General features: G+C 54.3%; 3 protein-coding genes. 2 read left to right on the top strand and 1 reads right to left on the bottom strand.

Features of this window, described 5'->3' with window-relative positions:
• The first annotated feature begins 20 nt into the window (after positions 1-20).
• Entirely contained in the window at positions 21-419 is a 399-nt protein-coding gene (locus ACTHS3_RS11350) for an HIT family protein (protein WP_070608016.1), read from the top strand.
• Positions 420-492: 73 nt separating this feature from the next.
• Entirely contained in the window at positions 493-1686 is a 1194-nt protein-coding gene (locus ACTHS3_RS11345; RefSeq protein WP_070608018.1) for an LD-carboxypeptidase, read from the top strand.
• Positions 1687-1747: 61 nt separating this feature from the next.
• Here the strand turns inward: ACTHS3_RS11345 and serC are convergent.
• Positions 1748-2758 (bottom strand): phosphoserine transaminase (serC, locus tag ACTHS3_RS11340; RefSeq protein WP_440367984.1); only part of this gene is annotated, 1011 nt, incomplete at its 5' end.

Here is a 2758-nt window from a genome sequence, read left to right as displayed (position 1 = left end):
AGACTGAGAAAGAAAAACCCATGACCTGCCCCATCTGCACTGCCGACAACGAAGACATTTTGCTGCAAACGCCCAATCTGCACGTTATCGCCGTCCACAACGAAGCCGGCGCACCGGCATTCTGCCGCGTTATTTGGAATGACCATGTTTCCGAGATGACCGACCTTTCCCCTGCCGAACGCAACGAAATCATGGAAATGGTGTATCAGGTTGAAGCCGCAATGCGCCAAGTCTTCCGCCCGGCCAAAATCAATCTGGCCAGCCTCGGCAATGTTGTGCCCCACCTGCATTGGCACGTCATCGCCCGCTTTGAAAACGACGCCAACTTCCCCGCGCCGATTTGGGCCGCGCCCGTCCGCGAACACGGTATGGCCTTGCCCGAAAATTGGCCGGAACAAATTAAAAACTTAATCGCTTAAACTTTCAGACGGCCTGTAAGGCCCGACACGCCAAGTTCAGGCCGTCTGAACATATAACGAAAGGAAAACCTCAATGAACTCCACCACGCGCCGCCATTTCCTGCGTACCTGCTCTGCCGCGGCAGGCGCAGGGTTGTTGCAAGCCTGCGGCACAGGCACGACCACCACGCCGCAAACCAAAACCACTTCTACCACCGCAAAAGCCAAAACCGTGCAACCTAAGCAATCCCATCCGCCACGTTCCGGCGACAACCTCCTGCGCGTTGTTGCGCCGTCAGGCTTCGCCGAAGACCCCAACCGCGTGACCACCGGCCTGACCCGCCTCTACAACGCAGGCTTTACCGTGACCAACCAACAAGCAGGCAGCCGCCGTTACCAACGCTTTGCCGGCAGCGATGCCCAACGCGCCGCCGACTTCCAAGACGTTGCCAACGGCCGCGTCGAAACGCCTAAAGTCTTGATGGGCCTGCGCGGCGGCTACGGCGCGGCACGCATCCTGCCGCAAATTGACTTTGCCTCACTCGGCGCCAGAATGCGCGAACGCGGCACATTATTCTTCGGTTTCAGCGACGTGTGCGCCGTCCAACTCGCCCTGTTGACCAAAGGCAATATGATGAGCTTTGCAGGCCCGATGGTGTACAGCGAATTCGGCAAAGCAGACCCCAGCGTCTTTACCATGGATTCTTTCATTCGCGGCACGACCAACAACGTCAACATCGTTGATGTTCCGACCATCCAACGTGCCGATGTCAACGTCGAAGGCACATTGTGGGGCGGCAACCTCAGCGTTCTCGCCTCCCTTGCCGGTACGCCTTATATGCCTGATATTCAAGGCGGCATCCTCTTTATCGAAGACGTCAGCGAGCAACCCTACCGCATCGAGCGCATGCTCAACACGCTTTATCTGTCAGGTGTTTTGCAAAAACAACGCGCCATCATCTTCGGCGATTTCCGCATGGGCACCATCCGCGACGTGTACGACTCCAGCTACGATTTCTCCGCCGTCGTCAACCACATTTCTCGTACCGCCAAGATTCCTGTGTTGACCGGCTTCCCATTCGGCCACATTACCAACAAAACCACTTTCCCTTTGGGCGCGCATGCCAAAGTCCGCAGTACCGGCAACGGCGGTTATTCCGTAACCTTCAGTGGCTATCCTACGCTGAACCCGTCCGCGCTGACACTCGACAGCCTGCTGCCGCCTCCTGTTCCGACTTACGACAGCACCATCTACCGCGACAGCATTACTGAAGAAGTGACCGAATAAGGCTTGTTCAAATAAAAAGGCCGTCTGAAACCCAGTTTCAGACGGCCTTTTTATCTTCATCTTAACCGTAACGTCGTTGAAAATCTTTCATAAAGTCGGCCAACGCGTTCACGCCTTCAAGCGGCATCGCATTGTAAATGCTGGCACGCATACCGCCGACGGTTTTATAGCCCTTAAGCAGGCACAAGCCCTGCAACTCGGCTTCCAACACAAAGCGGCGGTCCAAGTCTTCGCTTGCGGTTTTGAAGACCACGTTCATTTTGGAGCGTGCATCAGGATGGATATCGTTGATGTAAAAACCGCCGCTGCCATCTATCGTCTCATACAAGGTGTGCGCCTTTATTCGATTGACCGCTTCAATTTTTTTCACACCGCCCTGTGTTTGCAGCCAGCGGAATACCAAGCCCGACATATAAATCGCATAAGTGGAAGGCGTGTTGTACATACCGTCGCGGTTGATGTGCGAACAGTAGTTGAACACATCGGGAATATCGTTCGGACAACGCTCCAGCAAATCCTCGCGGATAATGACCACGGTTGCACCGGCAGGGCCGATATTTTTTTGTGCGCCTGCATAAATCAAGCCGTAATCGGACACATCAAACTCACGCGACAAAATCTCGCTCGACATATCGCACACCAACGGCGGCAGGCCGTCTGAAAGTTTGGGGACGTTTTGATACTGCAAGCCGTTTACGGTTTCATTAATCGCAAAATGAACAAACGCAGAATTCGGGTTGATATCCCAATCCTCAACCGCAGGCAGGTTTTTATAGGCATATTGCTCGCCGCCATGCGCGGCCAAACGGATTTCGGCATTGCTCAAACGGCTCATCTGCTCATAGGCAATACGGCTCCAGTTGCCCGTTACCACCGCGTCGGCAGTCGCAAAACCGTGCGCCAAATTCATGGCCACCATATTAAATTGCGTGGTCGCGCCGCCCTGTAAAAACAGGATTTTATAATTGGACGGAATATTCAAAAGCTGGCGCAAATCTTGTTCGGCATGATGCAGAATACTCAAAAACATATCCGAACGGTGGCTCATCGCCATCACGGGAAAGCCCGTACC

Source organism: Neisseria sp. P0009.S007 (assembly GCF_051962515.1).
The sequence above is the reverse complement of the archived record's forward strand: the minus strand, read 5'-3'. Positions and strand labels throughout refer to the sequence as shown.

Bases quoted from the DNA above. Each gene is read 5' to 3' on its own strand.
- ACTHS3_RS11350 (WP_070608016.1), top strand. From the start codon at position 21: ATGACCTGCCCCATCTGCACTGCCGACAACGAAGACATTTTGCTGCAA.
- ACTHS3_RS11345 (WP_070608018.1), top strand. From the start codon at position 493: ATGAACTCCACCACGCGCCGCCATTTCCTGCGTACCTGCTCTGCCGCG.